The organism is Enterobacter sp. EGD-HP1 (assembly GCF_000733275.2).
Taxonomy (GTDB): domain Bacteria; phylum Pseudomonadota; class Gammaproteobacteria; order Enterobacterales; family Enterobacteriaceae; genus Enterobacter.
The window spans coordinates 503,457-525,053 of sequence record NZ_AVOP01000012.1; the positions used below are offsets into that span (position 1 = coordinate 503,457).

The 21,597-nt window shown below is 54.4% G+C and carries 26 protein-coding genes, 1 other RNA gene and 1 other annotated feature; of the genes, 13 read left to right on the plus strand and 14 right to left on the minus strand.

What is annotated here, in order from left to right; genetic code table 11:
• Window positions 1-163 precede the first annotated feature (163 nt).
• Window positions 164-527: a transfer-messenger RNA gene (ssrA, locus tag N037_RS23845) on the minus strand.
• 89 nt (window positions 528-616) lie between these two features.
• Window positions 617-1,099, minus strand: a complete 483-nt coding sequence (smpB, locus tag N037_RS11480; RefSeq protein ID WP_008502505.1) for an SsrA-binding protein SmpB — start codon at window positions 1,097-1,099, stop codon at window positions 617-619.
• A 156-nt stretch (window positions 1,100-1,255) separates the two neighbouring features.
• On the opposite strand from smpB, the gene N037_RS11485 reads away from it, so the two are divergent.
• Both N037_RS11485 and N037_RS11490 read left to right on the plus strand, forming a co-directional pair.
• Window positions 1,256-1,693, plus strand: coding sequence for a type II toxin-antitoxin system RatA family toxin (locus tag N037_RS11485; RefSeq protein WP_197278576.1), 438 nt, complete (start codon window positions 1,256-1,258; stop codon window positions 1,691-1,693).
• Complete coding sequence (locus N037_RS11490) at window positions 1,683-1,970, plus strand: RnfH family protein (protein ID WP_023333124.1); 288 nt, start codon at window positions 1,683-1,685, stop codon at window positions 1,968-1,970. The genes N037_RS11485 and N037_RS11490 overlap by 11 nt, the downstream gene beginning before the upstream one ends.
• Before the next feature lie 109 nt (window positions 1,971-2,079).
• Here N037_RS11490 and bamE read toward each other — a convergent pair whose 3' ends face one another.
• From bamE to nadK, 3 genes are all read right to left on the minus strand, one after another.
• Window positions 2,080-2,418: an outer membrane protein assembly factor BamE gene (gene bamE / locus N037_RS11495; RefSeq protein ID WP_023308883.1), complete on the minus strand. Its 339-nt coding sequence runs from the start codon at window positions 2,416-2,418 to the stop codon at window positions 2,080-2,082.
• 138 nt (window positions 2,419-2,556) lie between these two features.
• Complete coding sequence (gene recN, locus N037_RS11500) at window positions 2,557-4,218, minus strand: DNA repair protein RecN (protein ID WP_032640967.1); 1,662 nt, start codon at window positions 4,216-4,218, stop codon at window positions 2,557-2,559.
• Between the two features lie 85 nt (window positions 4,219-4,303).
• Entirely contained in the window at window positions 4,304-5,182 is an 879-nt protein-coding gene (gene nadK / locus N037_RS11505; protein WP_008502500.1) for an NAD(+) kinase, read from the minus strand.
• A 122-nt stretch (window positions 5,183-5,304) separates the two neighbouring features.
• Here nadK and grpE point away from each other — a divergent pair, with 122 nt between their 5' ends.
• The gene (gene grpE, locus N037_RS11510; RefSeq protein WP_023333122.1) at window positions 5,305-5,898 is read left to right on the plus strand and encodes a nucleotide exchange factor GrpE; all 594 of its coding nucleotides are present in this window, start codon (window positions 5,305-5,307) and stop codon (window positions 5,896-5,898) included.
• A gap of 52 nt (window positions 5,899-5,950) precedes the next feature.
• Here the strand turns inward: grpE and N037_RS11515 are convergent, their stop codons facing one another.
• Both N037_RS11515 and N037_RS11520 read right to left on the minus strand, forming a co-directional pair.
• Window positions 5,951-7,237 carry an HlyC/CorC family transporter gene (locus N037_RS11515; protein ID WP_032640969.1) on the minus strand — a complete coding sequence of 429 codons (1,287 nt, stop codon included), beginning with the start codon at window positions 7,235-7,237 and terminating at the stop codon, window positions 5,951-5,953.
• A 19-nt stretch (window positions 7,238-7,256) separates the two neighbouring features.
• Window positions 7,257-8,048, minus strand: a complete 792-nt coding sequence (locus tag N037_RS11520) for a cytochrome C assembly family protein (RefSeq protein ID WP_014884879.1) — start codon at window positions 8,046-8,048, stop codon at window positions 7,257-7,259.
• 166 nt (window positions 8,049-8,214) lie between these two features.
• Between N037_RS11520 and ffh the strand changes: the two genes are divergently transcribed.
• The 7 genes from ffh (at window position 8,215) to N037_RS11555 (ending at window position 13,629) form a co-directional block, all read left to right on the plus strand.
• Window positions 8,215-9,576: a signal recognition particle protein gene (gene ffh, locus N037_RS11525; RefSeq protein WP_014884878.1), complete on the plus strand. Its 1,362-nt coding sequence runs from the start codon at window positions 8,215-8,217 to the stop codon at window positions 9,574-9,576.
• 116 nt (window positions 9,577-9,692) lie between these two features.
• On the plus strand, window positions 9,693-9,941 hold the full coding sequence (rpsP, locus tag N037_RS11530; protein ID WP_003863133.1) for a 30S ribosomal protein S16: 249 nt from the start codon (window positions 9,693-9,695) through the stop codon (window positions 9,939-9,941).
• A gap of 15 nt (window positions 9,942-9,956) precedes the next feature.
• Window positions 9,957-10,496 carry a ribosome maturation factor RimM gene (rimM, locus tag N037_RS11535; protein WP_032640972.1) on the plus strand — a complete coding sequence of 180 codons (540 nt, stop codon included), beginning with the start codon at window positions 9,957-9,959 and terminating at the stop codon, window positions 10,494-10,496.
• A gap of 31 nt (window positions 10,497-10,527) precedes the next feature.
• Window positions 10,528-11,295 carry a tRNA (guanosine(37)-N1)-methyltransferase TrmD gene (gene trmD / locus N037_RS11540; protein WP_032640974.1) on the plus strand — a complete coding sequence of 256 codons (768 nt, stop codon included), beginning with the start codon at window positions 10,528-10,530 and terminating at the stop codon, window positions 11,293-11,295.
• 43 nt (window positions 11,296-11,338) lie between these two features.
• Complete coding sequence (gene rplS / locus N037_RS11545) at window positions 11,339-11,686, plus strand: 50S ribosomal protein L19 (protein ID WP_002914145.1); 348 nt, start codon at window positions 11,339-11,341, stop codon at window positions 11,684-11,686.
• A gap of 132 nt (window positions 11,687-11,818) precedes the next feature.
• Entirely contained in the window at window positions 11,819-12,223 is a 405-nt protein-coding gene (locus tag N037_RS11550; protein WP_032640976.1) for a DUF2946 domain-containing protein, read from the plus strand.
• 38 nt (window positions 12,224-12,261) lie between these two features.
• Window positions 12,262-13,629, plus strand: a complete 1,368-nt coding sequence (locus tag N037_RS11555) for a PepSY-associated TM helix domain-containing protein (protein WP_032640978.1) — start codon at window positions 12,262-12,264, stop codon at window positions 13,627-13,629.
• A gap of 2 nt (window positions 13,630-13,631) precedes the next feature.
• Here the strand turns inward: N037_RS11555 and N037_RS11560 are convergent, their stop codons facing one another.
• The 4 genes from N037_RS11560 to N037_RS11575 form a co-directional block, all read right to left on the minus strand.
• A complete protein-coding gene (locus N037_RS11560; RefSeq protein WP_023333080.1) occupies window positions 13,632-14,117 on the minus strand; it encodes an OmpA family protein in 486 nt (161 codons plus the stop codon).
• 12 nt (window positions 14,118-14,129) lie between these two features.
• On the minus strand, window positions 14,130-15,350 hold the full coding sequence (gene dgcN / locus N037_RS11565) for a diguanylate cyclase DgcN (RefSeq protein WP_032640980.1): 1,221 nt from the start codon (window positions 15,348-15,350) through the stop codon (window positions 14,130-14,132).
• Window positions 15,343-15,894, minus strand: coding sequence for a YfiR family protein (locus tag N037_RS11570; protein ID WP_055726125.1), 552 nt, complete (start codon window positions 15,892-15,894; stop codon window positions 15,343-15,345). Before N037_RS11570 ends, dgcN begins: the two co-directional genes overlap by 8 nt.
• Before the next feature lie 138 nt (window positions 15,895-16,032).
• Window positions 16,033-16,407, minus strand: coding sequence for a DUF2799 domain-containing protein (locus N037_RS11575; protein WP_023333077.1), 375 nt, complete (start codon window positions 16,405-16,407; stop codon window positions 16,033-16,035).
• Between the two features lie 214 nt (window positions 16,408-16,621).
• On the opposite strand from N037_RS11575, the gene aroF reads away from it, so the two are divergent.
• Genes aroF through N037_RS11590 form a run of 3 tightly spaced genes read left to right on the plus strand, consistent with a single transcriptional unit; the run spans window position 16,622 to window position 19,757 of the window.
• Window positions 16,622-17,692, plus strand: coding sequence for a 3-deoxy-7-phosphoheptulonate synthase AroF (gene aroF / locus N037_RS11580; protein WP_032640982.1), 1,071 nt, complete (start codon window positions 16,622-16,624; stop codon window positions 17,690-17,692).
• Window positions 17,693-17,702: 10 nt separating this feature from the next.
• The gene (gene tyrA, locus N037_RS11585; RefSeq protein WP_023333075.1) at window positions 17,703-18,824 is read left to right on the plus strand and encodes a bifunctional chorismate mutase/prephenate dehydrogenase; all 1,122 of its coding nucleotides are present in this window, start codon (window positions 17,703-17,705) and stop codon (window positions 18,822-18,824) included.
• 60 nt (window positions 18,825-18,884) lie between these two features.
• On the plus strand, window positions 18,885-19,757 hold the full coding sequence (locus N037_RS11590) for an SMP-30/gluconolactonase/LRE family protein (protein WP_032640984.1): 873 nt from the start codon (window positions 18,885-18,887) through the stop codon (window positions 19,755-19,757).
• Here N037_RS11590 and pheA read toward each other — a convergent pair.
• From pheA to raiA, 3 genes are all read right to left on the minus strand, one after another.
• Window positions 19,754-20,914, minus strand: coding sequence for a bifunctional chorismate mutase/prephenate dehydratase (gene pheA, locus N037_RS11595; RefSeq protein WP_023333073.1), 1,161 nt, complete (start codon window positions 20,912-20,914; stop codon window positions 19,754-19,756). The two genes, N037_RS11590 and pheA, sit on opposite strands and share 4 nt — an antisense overlap.
• A gap of 30 nt (window positions 20,915-20,944) precedes the next feature.
• Window positions 20,945-21,070, minus strand: a sequence feature (Phe leader region).
• Window positions 21,022-21,069: a pheA operon leader peptide PheL gene (gene pheL / locus N037_RS24870; protein WP_100249759.1), complete on the minus strand. Its 48-nt coding sequence runs from the start codon at window positions 21,067-21,069 to the stop codon at window positions 21,022-21,024. (Overlaps the previous feature by 48 nt.)
• Before the next feature lie 110 nt (window positions 21,071-21,180).
• Window positions 21,181-21,522, minus strand: a complete 342-nt coding sequence (gene raiA, locus N037_RS11600) for a ribosome-associated translation inhibitor RaiA (protein ID WP_003863162.1) — start codon at window positions 21,520-21,522, stop codon at window positions 21,181-21,183.
• Window positions 21,523-21,597: the final 75 nt, after the last annotated feature.

Below are 21,597 nucleotides of genomic sequence, written 5' to 3' on the forward strand. Positions count from 1 at the left end.
TGGTATACGCTTATAAGTATACATCCTACCGTATACCTAAACGTATACCAATAATCACCGGATATAGCCGGATGTTCTCGGACAACGACAGACACAAAAAAGCCCGCAAGGCTTGTGTCATGCGGGCTTTCTGTACTTCACCGGACGTATCCGGATCATGATTTGGTGGAGCTGGCGGGAGTTGAACCCGCGTCCGAAATTTCTACATCCTCGGTACTACATGCTTAGTTTGTCTTTACATTCGCACGCCAGCTGCGGACAGACACGCCACTAACGAACTAGCCTGATTAGTTTTAACGCTTCAACCCCAGGCAGGGCTTCCACGCGATCTCTTTTGGGTTTGACCTCTCTTTGATCCCCGTCTTAAGAGCGGAAGCTAGGGAGAGAGGGCTCAGAGCAGGTTATTAAGCTGCTAAAGCGTAGTTTTCGTCGTTTGCGACTATTTTTTTGCGGCTTTTAACGAGGCAAACCGCCCCTCGGCATGCACCTTGGGTTTCGCAAATCCCGTCGAATCCAGAATCAGCCCCAATAGTGTTGAACTGAGTATACCAGATTTCACTTCCTGGATACCAGCCCGGAACGCTAACTTATTGAATAGTACAATAAGTGTGCAGAATCAACGTCCTGCGTTTTTCATGATGCGTGCTTTGTCCAACTGCCACTCGCGCTCTTTCAGGTCAGTACGTTTGTCGTGCTGTTTTTTACCTTTCGCGACGCCAACTTTCACTTTGCACCAGGCGTTTTTCCAGTACAGCGACAGGGCGACCACGGTGAAACCTTCACGGTTGATGCGTCCGTAGAGGGATTCCAGCTCGCGCTTGTTCAGCAGCAGCTTACGGGTGCGCGTTGGGTCACACACGTAGTGTGAAGAGGCGACGGTCAGCGGCGTAAAGTTCGCGCCGAACAGGAAGGCTTCGCCATCTTTCAGGATCACGTAGCTATCGCCGATGTTGGCTTTCCCGGCGCGCAGCGATTTTACTTCCCAGCCCTGCAACGCAAGGCCAGCTTCGAATTCTTCTTCAATGAAATACTCGTGGCGAGCACGCTTGTTGAGCGCAATGGTCGCCGAGCCTGGTTTATGTGCTTTTTTCTTCGTCATAAGTGTCGTAAAGCCGTCGGTAATCTGATTTCAAAAAGTCACCTCATTGCGTCCTGTGAGGTCTAACGCGCTATCTTAGCACGAGATGAGGCTTAGCGTTTTTTTAACAGGTGATAAATGTTATTATTTGTCCGTTGTGTGACCATGGGAAATGCTATGCCTCAGATTAGCCGTACTGCGCTTGTGCCTTACAGCGCGGAACAAATGTATCAGTTAGTGAACGATGTTCAGTCTTATCCAGAATTTATTCCGGGGTGCACCGGGAGCCGCGTTCTGGAGTCCGGCCCGACGCAGATGACCGCGGCGGTGGATGTCTCCAAAGCGGGGATCAGCAAGACGTTCACCACCCGCAATACGCTGACGAGCAATCAGAGTATTTTGATGCATCTGGTGGATGGTCCGTTTAAATCCCTGATGGGGGGCTGGAAGTTTACGCCGCTGAGCACTGACGCCTGTCGCATCGAGTTCCAGCTGGACTTTGAATTTACCAATAAGCTGATTGAGCTGGCGTTTGGCCGTATCTTTAAAGAGCTGGCTTCCAATATGGTTCAGGCGTTTACCACCCGCGCCAAAGAGGTTTACAGTGTCGCATAAGATTGCTGTAGAAGTGGTGTACGCGCTGCCGGAGAAGCAGTATCTGCAGCGCGTGACGCTGGAAGAGGGTGCAACCGTTGAGGCGGCTATCCGCGCGTCGGGCATCCTTGAGCTTCGCAGCGATATTGACCTGGCGAAAAATAAGGTCGGGATTTACAGCCGTCCGGTGAAGCTGGGCGATGTGCTGAAAGAGGGCGATCGGGTGGAGATTTATCGTCCGCTGATTGCCGACCCGAAAGAGCTGCGTCGTCAGCGTGCTGAGAAATCGGCTAAGTAGCGCTTTCTTTCCCCGGTGGCGCTGTGCTTACTGGGGCTACGATTCTGCGCTAGAGTTCAGACACAAAAAAGGTGCTCAATGAGCACCTTTTTGCATTTCTGACTTCTGATTATTTGGTCAGGGCAGGCTTGTTGTCGATGTTGGTCAACACACCGGCGCTGCTGAAGGTCAGCGTCAGGGTCTGCTGGGTCGCATCTTCGTGGCCCGGCTTCTGACGGAATACATAGAACCAGGTGTTTGTGCCGAACGGATCGGACATCATCGGGGTTCCCAGTGTATAAGCGACCTGCTGTTGTGTCATCCCCACACGGATTTTGGACACATCGTTAGGGGTAAGGTAGTTCCCCTGGTTGATGTCAGGACGGTAAACCACTTTCTCCAGAGTGGAACAGCCTGCGGTCAACATCAGAAGAACCGCTGCGGCAGCGGTCAGCATTTTACAACGCATAGTGATTTGATTCCTTTTCGGGCCCGAGCAGAACGCGGCTCATATGTAATATGCCGATGATAATAGACCTTGCCCCACTTTGAAACCGGTCTGGCGGCGTTTTTGTTGTTCTGTATGACCCTGAGATCCCGAAAAAGTTTATGCCGCCAGCAGTTCTTTCGCGTTCGCGAGCGTATTACGGGTGACTTCGCTGCCGCCGAGCAGGCGTGCCAGCTCCTGCAGGCGCGCACGTTTATCCAGCGGCTTCATGTGCGTTTCGGTCATTTCACCGTCGGTTTCTTTGCTGACGATAAAGTGATGATGACCACAGCCCGCGACCTGCGGCAGGTGGGTGACACACATCACCTGCGTTGATTCGCCTAGCTGGCGCAGCAGTTTACCCACCACCGCCGCTGTTGGGCCACTGATGCCGACATCCACTTCATCGAAAATCAGCGCCGGGGTTTCCATTTTACGCGCGGTAATCACCTGAATCGCCAGCGCAATACGTGACAGTTCACCGCCGGAGGCGACTTTAGAAATTGCCTGAAGCGGCTGACCCGGGTTAGTGGTGACGCGGAACTCGATGCGGTCAGCACCTTCCGCCGTCAGGTGGTTCTCTTCAAAGCGGACATCAATGGTGAAGACGCCGTGCGGCATCGCCAGCGTGTGCATGCTGTCGGTGATATGCTGGCTTAACTCCAGGGCGTAATGCTGACGGATTTCATGCAGCTTTTGCGCTGTCGCCAGCGCCTGTTCATGGTGCAGGTTCACCGCCAGAGAGAGGGTTTCCAGCGAGTCAGCCTGATCGTCAAGCTGCTGCTGTTCTTCCAGCAGAGACTGATAGTAACCCGGCAGCTCTTCCGGCGTAACGTGGTGCTTGCGCGCCAGTGAGATCTGACGGGAGATGCGCTGCTCCAGCTCAAACAGACGGTTCGGGTCAAGATCCAGACGTTCACAATAGTGGCGCAGTTCGTCACTGGCTTCGGAGATCTGAATCGCTGCTTCTTCCAGCATATCCAGGACGCCAGAAAGTTTGCTGTCCATGCCGACCAGCTCGGTAATCAGCTGCCGGACATTATACAGCTGGCCTTGCAGATTAACGTCTTCGCCATCCGCCAGCAGGCTGAGCGCATTCTGGCTGGTTGAGAGCAGGTGACCGCTGTTCGCCAGGCGTTTGTACTCTTCGTCGATTTGCTCAAACTCACCCGGCTGCGGGTTGAATTCGTTCAGCTCTTTGAGCTGGTACGCCAGCAGCTCCGCGCGTGCGGCGCGCTCCTGGCTTTGCTGCTGATGTTGGGCGAGCTCGCGGCAGCTTTGATGCCACTGGCGATAGTGCTCTGCCATAAGCTGAGTAAGCGCGTACTCACACGCATAGCCATCCAGCAGCGCTTTCTGCTGTTCTGGTTTGACGAGTTGCTGGTGCGCGTGCTGCCCGTGGATCTGGATAAGCAGCTGGCCCAGTTCGCGAAGCTGGGAAAGCGGAACCGCCGTGCCGTTGATAAAGCCACGTGAACGACCGTCGCTGCTGATCACGCGGCGAAGTAAACACTCACGTCCATCTTCAAGCTGGTTCTGCTCCAGCCAGCGCTGGGCGGCAGGGGTGTCTTTCAGGGAGAAACGGGCGCACAGATCGGCACGGTTTGCGCCCATGCGCACCATATCGCCCTCTGCGCGGCCGCCAAGGCACAAGCCGAGGGCATCAATGGCAATGGATTTACCTGCACCGGTTTCCCCGGTGATCGCCGTCATGCCGCTGTGGAAATCGATCTCAAGCTCACGAACAATGGCAAAGTTGCTGATGGTCAGTTGTGCCAGCATAATTGTTTTCCTGTATGAAAAACCATGACTGTGTTTTCATACAGTATAAACTGGTTTTTTATACAGTAAAGTACTGGATGCAAAATCAGAACAATTTTTTTGACCAGCCAAGCTTCGAGCTTAATGTATTGAAATAGCTGTAGTCTTTTGGATGAATCAGATTCAGGTGGTAATCACACCGCCGGATCAGAACATCTTCACCTTCCTGGATCGGCAGCGCTATCTGGCTGTCGCAGCTGATCTCCAGGTCGTTACGGCGGTGCGAGAAGCGCAGACGTATCGTGCTGTCGCCGTTGATCACCAGCGGGCGGGCGGAGAGCGTGTGCGGGAACATCGGTACCAGGGTGATGGCATCCAGCGAAGGCGTCAGGATCGGGCCGCCGGCAGAAAGCGAGTAGGCGGTTGAGCCGGTCGGGGTGGAGATAATCAGCCCGTCAGAACGCTGGGAGAAGGCAAAGATTTCGTCGATATAAACTTCGAACTCGATCATGTGCGCCACTTTACCGGGGTGAAGGACCACCTCATTTATTGCGGTGCTGATGCGCTTCTGGCAGTCCTGCTGGCATACCTGCGCTTCCAGTAAAAAGCGTTTTTCACTGATATAGTGGCCTTCCAGCACGTCGGCCAGCTGCTGTTGGGCATTGTCCGGGTCGAGGTCGGTTAAAAAGCCGAGATTGCCACGGTTGATGCCGATGACCTTAATGTCATAGCGCGCCAGCGTGCGGGCCGCGCCAAGCATATTGCCGTCGCCACCCACTACCACGGCGAGATCGGCCTGTTGACCAATCTCTGCCAGCGTGCCGGTTTTGACGCTCTTCAGCTGCAGCTCCTGCGCAATCTGCTGCTCGACCATCACTTCATAGCCTTTGCTACACAACCAGCGATACAACATTTCATGTGTCGTCAATGCGGTAGGGTGACGCGGATGCCCGACGATCCCAATACACCTGAAATGATTATTCATTTTCTGGAGGTCCTTGTGCCTGATGAATGATGACAATCTGTCTTGTTCCCTTGAATCCCGGAAACTGATCCCCATAATAAGCGAAGTTAGCGAGATGAATGCAGAAAAACGCGGAGAAATTCATGAGTAGTAAAGAACAGAAAACGCCTGAGGGGCAAGCCCCTGAAGAAATTATCACGGAACAGCACGATGAAGTTGAGGCTGTAGAGCCAGACGCATCTGCTGAGCAGGTGGACCCGCGCGATGAAAAAATTGCGAATCTGGAAGCCCAGCTGGTAGAAGCACAGAATCGCGAACGCGATGGTGTTCTGCGCATCAAGGCGGAAATGGAAAACCTGCGTCGCCGTACCGAGCAGGACGTTGAGAAGGCGCATAAATTTGCGCTGGAGAAGTTCGTCAATGAACTGCTGCCGGTAATTGATAGCCTCGATCGCGCGCTGGAAGTGGCTGACAAAGCGAATCCGGACAACGCGGCGATGATCGAAGGTATCGAACTGACGCTGAAATCCATGCTCGACGTAGTGCGCAAGTTTGGCGTGGAAGTGATTGCCGATACCAACGTTCCGCTGGATCCAAACGTTCACCAGGCGATTGCCATGGTGGAGTCCGAAGAGGTAGAAGCCGGTAAAGTGTTGGGCGTGATGCAGAAAGGTTACACCCTGAACGGCCGTACCATTCGCGCTGCGATGGTGACCGTGGCGAAAGCGAAAGCGTAATTTGCCATCCGTAGTGCCGGGTGGCGGCGTTCGCCTCACCCGGCCTACAGCCTTACTCAGCGATACTTTCGCGCAGGGGTTTAACGGGCAGGACTTTCACCTGCTTAATCATGTTGTCCTGCACGTCCAGGATATCAATATCGTACTGCTCAATGCGCACCCGCGTGCCCGCCGCCGGGATCTCTTCCAGCGCCTCCAGAATCATCCCGTTAATTGTGCGAGCCTCATCTTCCGGCAAATGCCAGTTAAAGGCTTTGTTGAGTTCGCGAATGTTCGCGCTTCCGTCAATCAGCACCGAGCCGTCGTTTTGCGGGGTGACCTCTTCCGCGAGGGAAGGCGACATTGACGTGGTAAAGTCCCCGACAATCTCTTCCAGAATATCTTCGACCGTCACCAGCCCCTGAATGTCGCCGTACTCATTAACCACCAGGCCAACTTTCTTCTTGTTGCGCTGGAATTTCACCAGCTGCGTGCTGAGCGGGGTGCCTTCCGGCACGTAGTAAATCTCGTCGGCGGCGCGCAGCATCACCTCTTTGGTGAACTCTTTTTTCTCGGTCATCAGACGGTAGGCTTCACGCACGCGCAGCATGCTGATGGCGTCATCCAGCGAGTCGCGATACAGCACAATGCGCCCGTGCGGGGAGTGCGTCAGCTGGCGGACGATGGCTTTCCAGTCGTCATTGATGTCGATACCGACGATTTCGTTACGCGGCACCATGATGTCATTTACGCTCACCTTTTCCAGATCCAGCACCGACAGGAGCATGTCCTGATTGCGCCGGGAGATCTGCGAGCGGGATTCATGCACGATGGTACGAAGTTCTTCTTTGCTGAGCGCGCTGCTGATGGTCACATCGGCTTTGATCCCCACCATCCGCATCAGTACGCGCGTCACCATGTTCAGCAGCCAGACCAGCGGCATCATCAGGATCAGCAGCGGTGCCAGCAGGAAGCTGCTCGGGTAGGCGACTTTCTCAGGGTAAAGCGCGGCGATGGTTTTCGGCAGCACTTCGGCAAACACCAGCACCACGAACGTCAGCACGCCGGTAGCAATCGCCACCCCGGCGTTGCCGTACAGGCGCATCCCGACAATAGTGCCGAGGGCGGAGGCCAGAATGTTGACAAGGTTGTTGCCGATGAGCACCAGGCTTATCAGGCGATCCGGCTTGCGGAGCAGTTTTTCAACGCGACGTGCGGCACGGTTACCCTGTTTAGCACGATGACGTAACCGGTAGCGGTTTAAGGTCATCATGCCGGTTTCCGAGCCGGAGAAATAGGCGGAGATGACCACCATGACGATCAGCGTAACGATCAGCGTGGTGGTAGAGATGTGTTCCAGGGGGAACTCCTTTTGTTACTTAGCCAGCAAATTGCTGTATGAAGCGGCTGCCAAAATAGGCAAGGGTGAGAATGCCCGCACCCGCGACGTTGAACCAGACCACGCGACGACCGCGCCAGCCTTCATGATAATGGCCCCATAACAGGACAATATAGACAAACCACGCGATGATGGAGAGCACTGCTTTATCGATATTCTCCACGCTGAACAGGTTCTTCATGTAAAACAGGCCCGTGCAGAGCGTCAGCGTCAGCAGCACTACGCCCACCTGGGTGATGTGGAACATCTTACGCTCAATGACCATCAGCGGCGGCATCTCATGGTTAAACGCCAGCTTTTTGTTTTTCAGCTGGTAGTCAATCCAGGCGAGCTGCATGGCGTAAAGCGCGGCGATGATAAGCGTCGCGTAGGCAAATAGCGACAGGCCGATGTGGACCAGCATCCCCGGGGTAGCCTCCAGATGCGTAATGAATTCATTAGGCATAAAGGTGGCGAGCGCCAGATTGATCAGCGCGAAGGTGTAGACAATCGGCAGCAGCAGCCAGCCGCGATTTTTAGACGCGACGATGGTCATTACCGTACAGATCATCAGGCTGACCAGCGAGCCGACGTTGAGGACGCTCAGGTTTTGCACGCTGCCGTCGCCGGGAATGATGCGTGATTCCAGCGCAAACGCGTGGCTAATCAGTGCGATCACCGCGGAAAGAATAGCCATGCGCCGCCAGCCGCTGTTTTTTTGCAGCAGTCCAGGAACGATCAGCGCGAGGCTGACAGAGTAGGCAACAAGGGCGATCAGTGCGAAAACAGGCATATAGGCATCGACAGTTGTCTTAATAAGAAAGAGAAGCAGTATAACGTTACGTGACGCCTGCTCCAACCGTTGCATAACAACAAAGGCGCCTTCATGTTATACTCCGGCAAAATTCTGTGTATGTGTCGCCCATGGCGGCCCAACGTTTCTACTCAGGCGAGAGACAATGTTTGATAATTTAACCGATCGTTTGTCGCGCACGCTGCGCAACATCAGCGGCCGCGGACGCCTTACTGAAGAGAACATCAAGGAAACGCTGCGCGAAGTGCGCATGGCGCTGCTGGAAGCAGACGTCGCGTTGCCGGTTGTTCGTGATTTTATCAACCGCGTAAAAGAGAAGGCGGTTGGTCATGAAGTTAACAAGAGCCTGACCCCGGGTCAGGAGTTCGTCAAAATCGTTCGTAATGAACTGGTTTCGGCGATGGGCGAAGAGAACCAGGTGCTTAACCTGGCGGCTCAGCCGCCGGCCGTGGTGCTGATGGCGGGCCTGCAGGGTGCGGGTAAAACCACCAGCGTCGGTAAGCTGGGTAAGTTCCTGCGTGAAAAGCACAAGAAGAAAGTGCTGGTGGTCTCTGCGGACGTCTATCGCCCGGCGGCGATCAAACAGCTGGAAACCCTGGCCGAGCAGGTCGGCGTGGATTTCTTCCCGTCCGACGTGGCGCAGAAGCCTGTCGACATCGTTAACGCGGCGCTGAAAGAAGCGAAGCTGAAATTCTACGACGTGCTGCTGGTGGATACCGCCGGTCGTCTGCACGTTGACGAAGCGATGATGGACGAGATCAAGCAGGTGCATGCCTCTATCAACCCGGTAGAGACCCTGTTCGTTGTCGACGCCATGACCGGTCAGGATGCGGCGAATACCGCGAAAGCGTTTAACGAAGCGCTGCCGTTAACCGGCGTGGTGCTGACCAAAGTGGACGGTGACGCCCGCGGCGGTGCGGCGCTCTCCATTCGTCACATCACCGGTAAGCCGATTAAATTCCTCGGCGTGGGCGAGAAAACTGAAGCGCTGGAGCCGTTCCACCCGGATCGTATTGCCTCCCGTATCCTCGGCATGGGCGATGTGCTGTCGCTGATCGAAGATATCGAGAGCAAGGTTGACCGCGCGCAGGCCGAGAAGCTGGCCAGCAAGCTGAAAAAAGGCGACGGTTTCGATCTCACCGACTTCCTTGAGCAGCTGCGTCAGATGAAAAACATGGGCGGCATGGCCAGTCTGATGGGCAAACTGCCGGGCATGGGCCAGATCCCTGACAACGTGAAAGCGCAGATGGATGACAAGGTGCTGGTGCGTATGGAGGCGATCATCAACTCGATGACCCTCAAAGAACGCGCTAACCCGGACATCATCAAAGGTTCCCGTAAACGCCGTATCGCAGCCGGTTGCGGCATGCAGGTACAGGATGTTAACCGTCTTCTGAAACAGTTCGACGACATGCAACGCATGATGAAGAAAATGAAGAAAGGCGGCATGGCGAAGATGATGCGCGGTATGAAAGGGATGATGCCTCCCGGTTTTCCAGGGCGTTAATCGCTTTTGAGATTGCTTTTTGCCCGAAAATGAGTAAAATTTTCGGGCTTTTAATATGACACCCGGGCTCCGTTCCTCGATGGGGCCCGGTTGTTTTATTCACACAAGAGGATGTTATGGTTACTATTCGTTTAGCTCGTCACGGCGCTAAAAAGCGTCCGTTCTACCAGGTTGTTGTGACTGACAGCCGTAATGCACGCAACGGTCGCTTCATCGAGCGCGTTGGTTTCTTCAACCCACTGGCCGCTGGCGCAGAAGAAGAAACTCGTCTGGATCTGGATCGTATCGCTCACTGGGTTGGCCAGGGCGCTACTGTTTCCGATCGCGTTGCTACGCTGATCAAAGCAGCAAACAAAGCAGCTTAATCTGTCACGGTGGTCATGATGAGCAATAAAGCACCTGTTGAACCGATCGTATTGGGAAAAATGGGTTCTTGCTACGGTATCCGTGGTTGGCTCAGAGTGTTTTCCTCCACTGAAGACGCTGATAGCATTTTTGATTACCAGCCCTGGTTTATCCAGAAAGGCGGTAAGTGGGAAGAGGTCGAGCTGGAAAGCTGGCGTCACCACAATCAGGACATCATCATCAAGCTGAAAGGCATTGACGATCGTGATGCCGCGAATGCGCTGACTAATTGTGAAATTGTCGTGGATTCGTCGCAGTTGCCACAGCTGGAAGAGGGCGACTACTACTGGAAAGACCTTATGGGTTGCCAGGTAGTCACTACTGAAGGCTACAGCCTGGGGAAAGTCATCGATATGATGGAAACCGGGTCAAATGACGTTCTCGTCATTAAGGCAAACCTGAAAGATGCATTTGGCATCAAGGAGCGGTTGGTTCCGTTCCTCGATGGACAGGTTATCAAGAAAGTCGATCTCACTACTCAAACCATTGAAGTAGATTGGGATCCTGGTTTTTAAATTCTCCGGATAAACGGTAAAAGACGGCGCTATGTGGATTGGCATAATTAGCCTGTTTCCTGAAATGTTCCGCGCGATTACCGATTACGGGGTAACTGGCCGGGCAGTAAAGAATGGCCTGCTGAGCATCCAGAGCTGGAGTCCTCGTGACTTTACTCATGACCGGCACCGTACCGTGGACGATCGTCCTTACGGCGGCGGACCGGGGATGCTAATGATGGTGCAACCCTTACGGGACGCCATTCACACAGCAAAAGCCGCGGCAGGTGAAGGCGCAAAGGTGATTTATCTGTCACCTCAGGGACGCAAGCTTGATCAAGCGGGCGTGAGCGAACTGGCGACGAATCAAAAGCTGATTCTGGTCTGTGGGCGCTACGAAGGGATAGATGAGCGCGTAATTCAAACCGAGATTGACGAAGAATGGTCTATCGGCGATTACGTTCTCAGCGGTGGTGAGTTACCCGCAATGACGCTGATTGACTCCGTCGCCCGGTTCATTCCGGGGGTTCTGGGCCATGAAGCTTCGGCAACGGAAGATTCCTTTGCCGATGGGTTGCTGGACTGTCCACACTATACTCGTCCTGAAGTGTTAGAAGGGATGGAAGTACCGGCGGTGTTACTGTCTGGAAACCATGCCGAGATACATCGCTGGCGTTTGAAGCAGTCGCTGGGCCGAACCTGGCTTAGAAGACCTGAACTTCTGGAAAACCTGGCTCTGACTGAAGAGCAAGCAAAGTTGCTGGCCGAGTTCAAAACTGAACACGCGCACCAGCAGCATGAACATGATGGGAATGCGTAATACGCTCCCGAATATCAGTTTACCCAGGATAAGAGATTAAATTATGAGCAACATTATTAAGCAACTTGAACAAGAGCAGATGAAGCAGGACGTACCTTCCTTCCGTCCAGGTGACACCGTGGAAGTGAAAGTATGGGTTGTTGAAGGTTCCAAAAAACGTCTGCAGGCATTCGAGGGCGTGGTTATCGCTATTCGTAACCGCGGTCTGCACTCTGCATTCACTGTTCGTAAAATTTCCAACGGCGAAGGCGTTGAGCGTGTCTTCCAGACTCACTCTCCGGTAGTTGACAGCATTGCTGTTAAACGTCGTGGTGCTGTACGTAAAGCTAAACTGTACTACCTGCGTGAGCGTACTGGTAAGTCTGCTCGTATTAAAGAGCGTCTGAACTAAGATTCGCTTAAGCGACATCCTGTTAGAAAGGGCTGGCCGAAAGGCTGGCCCTTTTTTTATCCCTGCGCATTTCTCACGTTAACCCTTTTGTCATAAATCATTTACAATGCTTGCCTCTTGAGTGGAGGGGACGTGGATAACGTACTGCATCAGCCTAACCGGAAACGCGCAGCGGCATTGACCGCGCTGTTTGCGATCCTGCTGATCGTGGTGGCGCCGCTTATCTCCGTCTCGCTGCAGAAAGATCCCATGAGCGCGATGCCGGGCATGCATCATGACGTGAGCATGATGTCGATGGATGAGCATCACAACGATATGCCGCACACGATGCCTGTCGATCATGCGGAAGCGTGCGGTTACTGTGTGTTGTTAGCGCACGTCCCTGGCGTGATGCTGGCGCTGATCGTTCTGCTCAGCGTGGTGCTGCAGAGGCTTCGCGTTAAGCCGCCGCGCCAGGCGGTCAGCCACTGGCACTTTTTCCCCTGGCTTTACCCTGATACCCGCGCGCCGCCGCGGCAGTCTGCTTTTTCCCTTTAAAAATAAATCGATAACTTACTGCCTTAAAAAGGAAAAGTATGACTACCTGCACTCCGCGCGCGGCATGGGGAAACCTGCTGCGTCGCCTCCATTTCTACGTTGGGCTGTTTGTAGGCCCGTTTATCTTCTTTGCCGCGCTGACCGGGACGCTGTATGTGGCGACCCCGCAGCTGGAGAATGCGCTCTACCGGCACGCGCTCCACACAAAATCCGTGGGCGAGCGGCAGCCGCTGGCGGAACAAATCGCCGTGGCGGAAAAAACCGTTGGATTGGATGTGCGTTTGCACGCCGTGCGTCCGGGGCTGGCTGAAGGGGAAACCACCCGCGTGATGTTTGCTGACCCGGCGCTCGGGCCAACGGAGAACCGGGCTATTTTTATTGATCCGGTAAGCCTGGCGGTGCTGGGAGATATGACGGTATACGGCACCAGCGGGATTTTACCGCTGCGTCAGACCATTGATTACCTGCATACCTCTTTGATGTTGGGCGACGTGGGTCGGCTCTACAGCGAGCTTGCCGCCTCCTGGATGTGGGTTGCCGCGCTGGGCGGTGCTGCCCTGTGGTTTTATACCCGACCCAAACGGCGGATCAACAATCGCTTCCAGAATCGTCGTCGCCTGCATGTGGCCCTGGGCTGGAGTCTGCTGGGGGGAATGCTGTTGTTCTCGGCAACCGGCCTGACCTGGTCCCAGTGGGCAGGAGGGAACGTCGACAGGCTGCGGGCAGAGATGAACTGGCTCACCCCGCAGGTGAACACGACGCTTTCCGGCCAACAGGAGATCGTGGATGAGCACGCCGAACACCGTGGTCATCACGGTGGAATGATGATGCCGGTGGCGATGGATTTGACGCGGTTTGATGGGGTGTTAAGCGCGGCGCGTAACGCGGGAATTGATGCCAACAGGCTGGAGATCCGCCCGGCGAAAACGGCGGATCGCGCCTGGACCGTGACGGAAATCGATCGCAGCTGGCCGACCCAGGTGGACGCCGTTGCGGTTGATCCTTCTACGATGCAGGTCCTGGACAGAACCCGTTTCGAGGATTTCCCACTAATGGCAAAACTGACCCGCTGGGGCGTGGATTTCCATATGGGGATCTTATTCGGGCTGGTGAATCAGCTTCTGCTCGTGGCGTTCGGCCTCGCACTGTGCGTGCTCATTATCTGGGGATACCGGATGTGGTGGATGCGTCGGCCGGCGCAATCGGCCGTGGATCCGCTGCAGACGCTTTGCCAGAGCTGGCTGGCGCTGTCGGGATGGGCAAGAGGGGGAACGGTGATAATCAGCGTATTGCTGGGGCTGGCCTTGCCGGTCATGGGCGTGAGTCTGGCGCTGTTTGTTCTGGTGGACTGGCTGCGCTGGCGAGCGGCAACCAGGGTGACGCTCGCCGAATCATCCGCTAAATAACCCTATGGTGTGCTGATAACCACTGCGACGCGGCGGTTTTCAGCGCGCCCTTTCGGGGTACTGTTGCTCGCAACCGGGTATTTTTGACCTAATCCCCGCGTGGTGAGATTGCTGCGCGGGATATTTGCCCCCTTCGCCCAGGCATCGGCCACGGCATTGGCGCGTTTTAACGACAGCGCTTCGTTGTAGCTTTCTTCACCGTAATTATCCGTGTGACCGTCCATTCGCGCGTGGTTCAGGCCGGTTTCCGCCAGGCGAGAGGCCATGGACTGGATCTGCGTTTCACTTTCCGGGCGCAGTCTGGCGTCATTTTTATCAAACAGGATGGTGTCCGACATGCCAAGCGACCAGTCACCGTTCAGTTCGTTAAAACCGTAAGACTTCATCGCCGAAATTTGCTCAGGAGTAAATTTACCTTTCGGCGGCGACTGACAGCCTGCCAGAACCAGTGAGGCCAGAACTATCGGCGCGAAGTAACGTTTTAACATAGTGTATCCTTTCTAACTTGTTGTTTTCGTACGCTGGTTTTTCACCTGGTACATGTTGCGGTCAGCCCTCTCCAGTAATGCTTCCACGGAAGCATTTTCCCACGCCAGAGCAAAGCCAATGCTGAGTGACATCGATGTTTTTTGTCCGTTATGAAGATCAAACGGACGGATAAACTGCTGCGAAAGCGCAGCACAAATGTGTTGAACCTCAAGCTCAGAGTGCACGCCGTAAAGCACCATGGCGAATTCGTCACCGCCAAGGCGGTATGACTGATGACGTTTGTCGCCAAACTCCATCATCCTGCTGGCGACTTCAATCAGCACGCAGTCTCCCGCCGCGTGTCCCCAGGTGTCGTTAATAAACTTAAAATTATCACCGTCGAGGAAGAGCAGGGCCGAGTTCGTTTTGGCAGACGGGTCGTTCATTAAGGCCGCAATGCTGTTACGAAACGCAGCGCGGTTGGCAAGACCGGTGAGCGGGTCGTGCATGGCGGTACGCAACAGCTGAGCGTTTTTCGCCTGGAGTTTCAGCTGCCACTCTTCCATCTCATCCAGAAGGCTATTGAAGTCTTCACCAAACTGGTGAAATTCTTCGATACGGCCATCTTTCACCCGACGGGAGAAATTGCGGTTCGTGCGTACGTCATGCACGACGTCGGTAATGTTTTGCAGGGCCGTGACCATGCCGTGATGCAAAGACTGGGTAATGGCGAGCGCGACGGCGGTAGCAAAAAGAATGCAGCCGGTCAGAACGGCAAACGACGTCCAGATGAAATGACTAATCAGGCTGTCACGCGCGGTAAGGCGAATTTCGCCGATCGTTAAGCCGTTATGCATAATGGGCTGCGCAACCGGTACGGGGAAAAGCCAGCGGCTGACCAGCGCGCCCAGCGTGTCGTTGTTATCTTCCGGGTTCCAGGACCAGTAGGCAAACCGATTTTTATGCGCGTTGATAACCTCGGCCTGCGCAAACTGGCCCTGTTTGCCGAGGGCGGCCAGCGTTTCGTTGGCCGCGAGCGAGTCGTTGAACACCAGAGAGGCTTCCAGGCTGTGGCTCATTGTGGCGCCGGTTAATTCGAGATTCTTTTGCGCGTATTGTTTTAAGGTTACGACGGAAGCAAAACAGAGCAACAGCCATATTAACGTCATCGTGATGATGACGCTTATCATGCTGTTTCGCCTCAATGTTCTTTTAAACGTCGGACGCGGCGTTGAAGTGAAATCTTTATCCATGCTGCTTATTCCGTGCAAGCATTAATACATCCGGATTGACTCTTACGCCACTGCGCGTCAATGCATCCAGGTTAACGGAGAACCGAACCTGGCCGCGATCGATTATCAGGCAAAAGGCACTGCCAATTACACATTCCGGATTTTGCTCTGAGATTAATAGCAATGCTCTGCCCTGATATTGACTTATTAATTCAAGTTGTTTTGCCGGTGATTCAGACCCGAAATAAATCGCATCGCACGTTGCGGCCAGGGCTTCCCGATCGTTACGTACAATAACGGGAGTATAGGGTAACTCGCTATGGCCCACATCGCCGCTGAGGGCATGCGTATAGTGAGAAGTGGCGTAGACGCAGAGTTTAGGCTGACCGGAAAGTGACGGCCATCGCGTATAGCTCACAATGCCTGAGACAATGGAGCGTACCGATTTATCCGTTTCCGTAAGCGTGCCTGCCGCCGCAGGGCCCACCATAAGGAACAGCATTAACACCAGAGTGAGTCGGAAAAAAGAGATCAAGAATAATTTTCTCACCAGAATCCGCCACATCGCTCCGGAAATAGATGTCCTTAAGAGTTGCGGGCAGAATACCATTGTTTATCAGAGCCGTCATTATGTCAGAAATAGCCTGAGGCTGACCTAAGCTAAATCCTACTGTTGTTTATTTTCCGGTGGATAAAAATAGCCTTAATTCAGTCTGCTGGAACGCATACTTTCATCCATCCCTTTCTGCCATGACGCACGCAGTTTTGCCGCGTTTTCGGCAGTATCGCAGCTGGCAGGGAAAGATTTGCCTGCTAATCCCCAGGCATGAATAAAACCTTCTTCGCAGACTTTCTTCTGACCATCAGCATAGCCGCGAAGATATTCGCTACGATCAACGTGTGTGTCGTTAAAACTATCGGCCAGGGCCTGGTTATCTTTAACCGGCAGGCCATTCATGGCGTCTTCTTTACCGGCATCAAACCAGGATGGGCTGGTCCAGTCGGGCTGGAAGGTATAAGGATTGATCTGACAGCCCGTTAAAAACAGCGACAACAGCGCGAGAGCAATTGAACGCATAGCCATTCTCCTTTTTTCTTCAGCATAGCCTGGCTAAAGAAAAATCGTCTGTAATTTAAAGTTTACGTTTTTATCGGCTGATTTTTGCAATAAATTGGCTTGTGTAAACTAATGTGTACGTATTTTGGATTGAAATGTTTACTTTTTATGGTATCGTGGTTTCACCTCATTGAGGAAAACAACTATCGCAAACGAGCTTTACAGGATCGCCATCATGCAAAAAGACGCGCTGAACAACGTACATATCACTGACGAACAGGTTTTAATCACTCCGGAGCAACTGAAAGCGGCGTTTCCGCTGAGCGTCGCGCAGGAGGCTCAGATCGAGCACTCTCGCCAGACCATTTCTGACATTATCGCCGGCCGCGATCCGCGCCTGCTGGTGGTATGCGGTCCTTGCTCCATTCACGATCCTGAAACCGCCATTGAGTACGCTCGTCGATTTAAAGCATTAGCGGAGGAGGTCAGCGATAGCCTCTATCTGGTGATGCGCGTCTATTTTGAGAAGCCACGTACAACCGTTGGCTGGAAAGGGTTGATTAACGATCCGCACATGGATGGCTCGTTTGATGTGGAAGCAGGCCTGAAGATTGCGCGTCGCCTGCTGGTGGAGTTGGTCAGCATGGGGCTGCCGCTGGCAACCGAGGCGCTGGACCCGAACAGCCCGCAGTACCTGGGCGATCTGTTCAGCTGGTCCGCAATTGGCGCGCGTACTACAGAATCGCAAACCCACCGCGAGATGGCCTCTGGCCTGTCGATGCCGGTTGGCTTTAAAAACGGTACCGATGGCAGCCTGGCGACGGCGATCAACGCTATGCGCGCTGCCGCCATGCCGCACCGTTTCGTCGGTATCAACCAGGCGGGCCAGGTATGCCTTCTGCAAACGCAGGGCAACCCGGACGGGCATGTGATCCTGCGCGGCGGGAAAGCACCTAACTACAGCCCGGCGGACGTGGCGCAGTGTGAAAAAGAGATGGAGCAGGCGGGACTGCGCCCGGCACTGATGGTAGATTGCAGTCATGGTAATTCGAATAAAGATTACCGTCGCCAGCCTGCGGTTGCGGAGTCCGTGGTCGCACAGATCAAAGATGGCAATCGTTCGATTATCGGTCTGATGATTGAGAGCAATATTCATGAAGGCAATCAATCATCTGAACAACCGCGCAGTGCAATGAAGCACGGCGTCTCCGTGACGGATGCCTGCATCAGCTGGGAGACGACCGATGCGCTGCTGCGTGAGATCCACAAAGATTTGAACGGCCAGCTGGCGACGCGTCTGGCTTAAGAGGTTAGTTATGGTTGCTGAATTGACCGCACTGCGCGATCAAATTGATGAAGTGGATAAGGCGCTGCTGGACCTGCTGGCGCGCCGCATGGCGCTGGTTGCCGAAGTGGGTGAGGTGAAAAGCAAATACGGCCTGCCGATTTACGTCCCGGAGCGCGAAGCCTCTATGCTGGCCTCCCGCCGTAAAGAGGCGCAGGCGCTGGGCGTATCGCCAGACCTGATTGAGGATGTTCTGCGTCGCGTGATGCGGGAATCCTATTCCAGCGAAAACGATAAAGGCTTCAAAACCCTCTGTCCGTCGTTACGTCCGGTGGTGATTGTCGGCGGTGCAGGGCAGATGGGGCGTCTGTTTGAAAAAATGCTGACGCTTTCTGGCTATCAGGTGCGCATTCTGGAAAAAGAGGACTGGGCGCATGCTCCGGAACTCATGAAAGATGCCGGGATGGTTATCGTCAGCGTGCCGATCCACGTGACGGAGCAGATCATCGAAAAGCTGCCTCCTTTACCGAAAGACTGCATCCTGGTGGATCTGGCCTCCGTCAAAAATGGTCCGCTGCAGGCCATGCTGGCTGCGCATACCGGTCCTGTGCTGGGTCTGCATCCGATGTTTGGCCCGGACAGCGGCAGCCTGGCAAAGCAGGTGGTGGTTTACTGCGATGGCCGTCAGCCGGAAGCCTATCAGTGGTTCCTGGAACAGATTCAGGTATGGGGTGCGCGACTGCATCGCATCAGCGCGGTTGAGCACGATCAGAATATGGCGTTCATTCAGGCGCTGCGCCACTTTGCGACGTTTGCCTACGGTCTGCATCTGGCGGAAGAGAACGTGCAGCTTGAACAGCTGCTGGCACTCTCTTCACCTATCTATCGTCTGGAGCTGGCGATGGTCGGGCGCCTGTTTGCTCAGGATCCGCAGCTTTACGCGGACATTATTATGTCCTCCGAGAACAACCTGGCGCTCATCAAGCGCTACTATCAGCGCTTTGGTGAAGCCATTACGCTGCTGGAGCACGGAGACAAGCAGGCGTTTATCGATAGCTTCCGCAAGGTCGAGCACTGGTTTGGCGATTACGCGCAGCGCTTCCAGAGTGAGAGCCGGACGCTGTTGCGCCAGGCAAATGACAGTCGCCAGTAATGCGATGATGTATATACTGAAAGCCAGCAATGCTGGCTTTTTTTATTTTGGGGAACTGTCATGGCCGAACCGCAGCTGCTGTTGAATTACACCGGGCATCTGCCTGAATGCCCGACGTGGAGCGCAGAAGAGCACGCGCTCTACTGGGCCGATATTCTGGAAGGAGAGATCCACCGCTACCATCTGCCGACGGCAGAACACACCGTGCTCTCTTTCCATGAGGAGGTGGGCTGTTTCGCGCTGCGCGAGCAGGGTGGTTTTATCGTTGCGATGAGAACGGGTATCTGGCTGACCGATAAACACGGCCTGCTGCGCCGCAAGGTGTGTGATAACCCTTCTAACCCACAGCTCGCACGTTTTAACGACGGCGGCACTGATTCTCTGGGGCGGTTCTATGCGGGCACGTTTTGGGGGCCGGGATATTACAACGGTGCCCTGCTGATGCGCATCGACAACGACCTGACGCCGAAAGTGATCCAGTGCGATATTCACGGGCACAACGGCTTAGCGTTTAGTCCGGATAATCAATGGATGTTTACTTCAGATACGCCAAACGGCGTTATTTACCGCACGCCGCTTGACGAGCAGGGCGAACCCGGCAGGCGTGAGGTGTTTCGTCAGTTTAAAGAGGGCGAAGGGATACCGGACGGCGCGGCCATGGATGCGGAAGGCTGCTACTGGAGCGCGCTGTTTGACGGCTGGCGTATTGCGCGTTTTTCGCCACAAGGTGAGCAACTGGAAGAATACCGCATGCCGGTACGTTGCCCGACGATGGTCTGTTTTGGCGGAGATGACATGAAAACGCTGTTTATTACCACCACGCGGGAAAATATGGATGCGGAGGAGGTGGCGAAGTATCCGCTTTCCGGCGCTATCTTCACCCTGCCGGTGAGCGTGGCAGGGATGAAGAAAAGTCGGTTTATCGAACGTTAAGCCGGGTCAACCGGGACCACGTTTTCGCTCGGATAGCAGCCCAGCACCTTCATGGAACGGGTGATCTCGCCCAGTTCGCGCAGGGCTTTCTGCATGGAAGCAGACTCGAGGTTGGCCTGGATATCGAGGTAGAACATCTCTTCCCACGGGTTGCCGTGGATTGGGCGTGATTCCAGCCTGGTCATGATCAGATTGTGGTTACGCAGCACCAGCAGGGCTTCAACCAGCGCACCGGCCTGTTGGCCGGTGGCCATCAGCAGCGTGGTTTTGGCTGGCACCTGGTCTGACACATTGATTGCCTTGCGGGCCAGCACGACGAAGCGGGTAATGTTTTGCGTCTGGTTCGCCAGATTGCGTTCCAGCACCTGTAAACCATACAGCGCGCCACCCGCTTCACTGCCGAGCGCAGCGACGGTTGGGGAGTTAGCCTGCGCCACTTTTTCCATCGCCGCCGAGGTGCTTTCGGTGTACTCAATTTTCCAGTTCGGATAGCGGTTCAGGAACTGGCTGCACTGCTGGAACGGTTGGGGATGACTGTAGACCGTCTCGATCTTGCTCAGGTCGGTGGAGCCGGAGACCAGCACGCAGTGATCGATAGGGATCGTCAGCTCGCCAACCAGCGACAGGCTGGTGTGCTGCAGCAAATCGTAGACGTCGTTGATGGCGCCGGAGCTGGTGTTCTCAATCGGCACCACGGCGTAATCCGCCTGGCCGGTCTCAACCTGATTAAATATGTCGGCAAACTTCGCGCAGCCGCTCTCGATAAACTCTTCAAAATGGCGTGCGGCATACTGACGTGCGGCCAGGTGAGAATAAGAGCCCTTCGGCCCGAGGAAGGCGATACGCGCAGAGTGCGGATTGGTTTTATTCAGATGCTGCTGGAGTAACGCTTGCTGGGTGAGGACGGAGTCTTCGATGATGAGCTGGAACAACCGGGTGATGTAGTGGGCATCGAGGTGATGCGCTTTACCGAGCTGGATCAACCGTTCCAGCAGATCGCGCTCGCGGTCGATATCACGTACCGGGCGATGGGAGTCCAGCTTGGCTTTGCCCACTTCGACGGCGAGCGCGCGGCGTTCGGCCAGCAGCGCCAGTAATTTCTCGTCCAGCGCGCTGATTTTTACGCGCAGATCCAGTAACGGGTTTTCCGGTGTCATAGTGTTGCCTGTCTCATTTTATCGTTATCAATAAAAAAGGCCTCCCGCTGTGGGAGGCCTTGTTGTTCGTCTTCGCATTCTTTATCACACGACGAAACGCCTCCCAGTCAGGGGAAGGTAAAAAAGAATGCGAAGAAGAACGGCGTAAGTTTCATAAAGTCATCCTGTGATTGATACCGTTAAAGTACCCGTACTGTTTTCACCCTGTCAATAAAAAACAAAAAACGCGCCCGAAGGCGCGTTGGCGGTACACTCAATTTAAAGGATTACTCTTCTTCAACTTCTTCCGCGAAGCTGGCGTCTTTCACCGATGTTGCGGCGCGACGGGCTTCACCTTTGTGTTGCACTTTATTGAGCTGCCGTTCCAGCTTGTTGATCAAATCGTTAATAGCGGTGTACATATCCTCGTGTTTTGCGCTGGCGACCAGATGGCCGTTTGGAGTATTGATAGTTGCGTCAGCGATGAAACCCTGCGGCTCCTTGGACAGGATGATATGTGGATTAATCAAATGAGTTTGCCATTTATCCAGTTTGGCGAGACGGTCTGCGACGTGCTGGCGGATTGCCGGAGTAATTTCCATTTGTTTACTGGTAATGTTCATTGTCATAAATTTTACCTCTTGTCTTTCCGTCTTGGTGATTCCAGCATACCCGACCTAATGTCAAAATGTGTGATTTAGATC